The following is a 2500-nucleotide window of genomic DNA, read 5'->3' as shown; positions in this document are numbered from 1 at the left end:
AGCCGATAGGTGAAGGCGCAGCGAAAGCGAGTCTGAACAGGGCGTTCAGTTGCCGGCATGAGACCCGAAACCTGGTGATCTAGCCATGGACAGGCTGAAGGTGGGGTAACACCTACTGGAGGGCCGAACCCACGCCTGTTGAAAAAGTCGGGGATGATCTGTGGCTAGGGGTGAAAGGCCAATCAAACCAGGAAATAGCTGGTTCTCCGCGAAATCTATTGAGGTAGATCGTCAGGCGATCACCGTCGGAGGTAGAGCACCGGATGGGCTAGGGGGACCCAAAGTCCTACCAAACCCAACCGAACTCCGAATGCCGATGAGTGCAGCCTGGCAGACAGACAGTGGGTGCTAAGGTCCATTGTCGAGAGGGAAACAGCCCAGACCACCAGCTAAGGCCCCTAATTCGTGGCTAAGTGGGAAAGCATGTGGGACGGCCAAAACAACCAGGAGGTTGGCTTAGAAGCAGCCATCCTTTAAAGAAAGCGTAATAGCTCACTGGTCTAATAGCTGTTCTGCGGCGAAAATGTAACGGGGCTCAAGCCACGAGCCGAAGCTGTGGGTGCGCAGTAATGCGTGCGGTAGCGGAGCGTTCCCTAGGCCTGTGAAGCGGTATCCGTGAGGGGCCGTGGAGGTATGGGAAGTGCGAATGCGGACATGAGTAGCGACAAGAAGGGTGAGAAACCCTTCCGCCGAAAATCCAAGGGTTCCTGCGCAAGGCTAATCCGCGCAGGGTGAGCCGGCCCCTAAGGCGAGGGCGACAGCCGTAGCCGATGGAAACCAGGTGAATATTCCTGGGCCCGTCAGAAGTGACAGCAGTGAAGTGCAGTTTTTCCTTATTGGATTGGAGAGGCTGTTGGATCTGCTCGGGAAATAGCTCTGACATATGGACCGTACCCTAAACCGACACAGGTGGATTGGACGAGTATTCCAAGGCGCTTGAGGGAACCATGCTGAAGGAACTAGGCAAATTGCTCGCGTAACTTCGGGATAAGCGAGACCTGCCTGCACGCAAGTGTGGGTGGGTGGCACAGACCAGGGGGTGGCGACTGTTTAGTAAAAACACAGGGCTCTGCGAAATCGAGAGATGACGTATAGGGTCTGACGCCTGCCCGGTGCTGGAAGGTTAAGGGGAGATGTGCAAGCATCGAACCGAAGCCCCAGTAAACGGCGGCCGTAACTATAACGGTCCTAAGGTAGCGAAATTCCTTGTCGGGTAAGTTCCGACCTGCACGAATGGCGTAACGACCTCCCCACTGTCTCCAGCATGGGCTCAGCGAAATTGAATTCCCCGTGAAGATGCGGGGTACCCGCGGTCAGACGGAAAGACCCTATGAACCTTTACTGCAGCTTCGCAGTGGCGCCAGGAAGGGACTGTGTAGGATAGGTGGGAGGCTATGAAACCGGGGCGCTAGCTTCGGTGGAGCCAACCTTGAAATACCACCCTGTGCCTTTCTGGCGTCTAACCGAGCTCGGTCACCCCGAGCCGGGACCCTGCGTGGTGGGCAGTTTGACTGGGGCGGTCGCCTCCCAAATGGTAACGGAGGCGCGCGATGGTGGGCTCAAGCCGGTCGGACATCGGCTGTTGAGTGCAAAGGCACAAGCCCGCCTGACTGTGAGCGCGACAGCGCGAACAGAGACGAAAGTCGGCCTTAGTGATCCGGTGGTCCCGCGTGGAAGGGCCATCGCTCAACGGATAAAAGGTACTCTAGGGATAACAGGCTGATCTCCCCCAAGAGTCCACATCGACGGGGAGGTTTGGCACCTCGATGTCGGCTCATCGCATCCCGGGGCTGGAGCAGGTCCCAAGGGTTCGGCTGTTCGCCGATTAAAGCGGTACGTGAGCTGGGTTTAGAACGTCGTGAGACAGTTCGGTCCCTATCTGCCGTGGGTGTACGAGACTTGAGAGGATCTGTCCCTAGTACGAGAGGACCGGGATGGACGCACCTCTGGTGAACCAGTTGTCACGCCCGTGGCATGGCTGGGTGGCCAAGTGCGGAATGGATAACCGCTGAAGGCATCTAAGCGGGAAACCAGCCTCAAGACGAGGTCTCGCCGAGGGCCGTGGAAGACCACCACGTTGATAGGCCGCAGGTGTAAGACAGGTAACTGTCTCAGCTGAGCGGTCCTAATCGCCCGATAGAGCTCATACCACCCCACCGCACCGGCCCACGGTTGGCAACAACCAGGCGCCGCGCGCAGCACCAAACCGCACAGCCTACCCAACACACACACAACCAAATCACACCACATCAGATGATGTTCCGGTCTGGTGGCCCGGTGGCCATCGCGGGGATGATACACCCGATCCCATCCCGAACTCGGACGTGAAACACCCCAGCGCCCATGGTACTGAGCCTCAAGGCTCGGGAGAGTAGGTCGCCGCCGGGCCACCACACCGGAACATCATCTCATTCCAAACCACCGCGGGGTGGAGCAGCCCGGTAGCTCGTCAGGCTCATAACCTGAAGGTCACAGGTTCAAATCCTGTCCCCGCATCCCA

Annotated in this window: 1 tRNA gene and 2 rRNA genes (1 of these 3 cut by a window edge); all 3 read left to right on the top strand. The window is 58.1% G+C overall.

What is annotated here, in order from left to right:
- A 23S ribosomal RNA gene (locus J3S20_RS29560) occupies nt 1-2150 on the top strand; it begins 587 nt to the left of the window's first position.
- A 123-nt stretch (nt 2151-2273) separates the two neighbouring features.
- Nucleotides 2274-2388: ribosomal RNA gene (gene rrf, locus J3S20_RS29555) — 5S ribosomal RNA — on the top strand.
- A 34-nt stretch (nt 2389-2422) separates the two neighbouring features.
- Nucleotides 2423-2496: transfer RNA gene (locus J3S20_RS29550), tRNA-Met, on the top strand.
- Nucleotides 2497-2500 lie beyond the last annotated feature (4 nt).

Source organism: Falsiroseomonas tokyonensis (assembly GCF_019024325.1).
Lineage (GTDB): Bacteria > Pseudomonadota > Alphaproteobacteria > Acetobacterales > Acetobacteraceae > Falsiroseomonas > Falsiroseomonas tokyonensis.
This window is presented reverse-complemented; position numbering and strand designations above follow the sequence as displayed.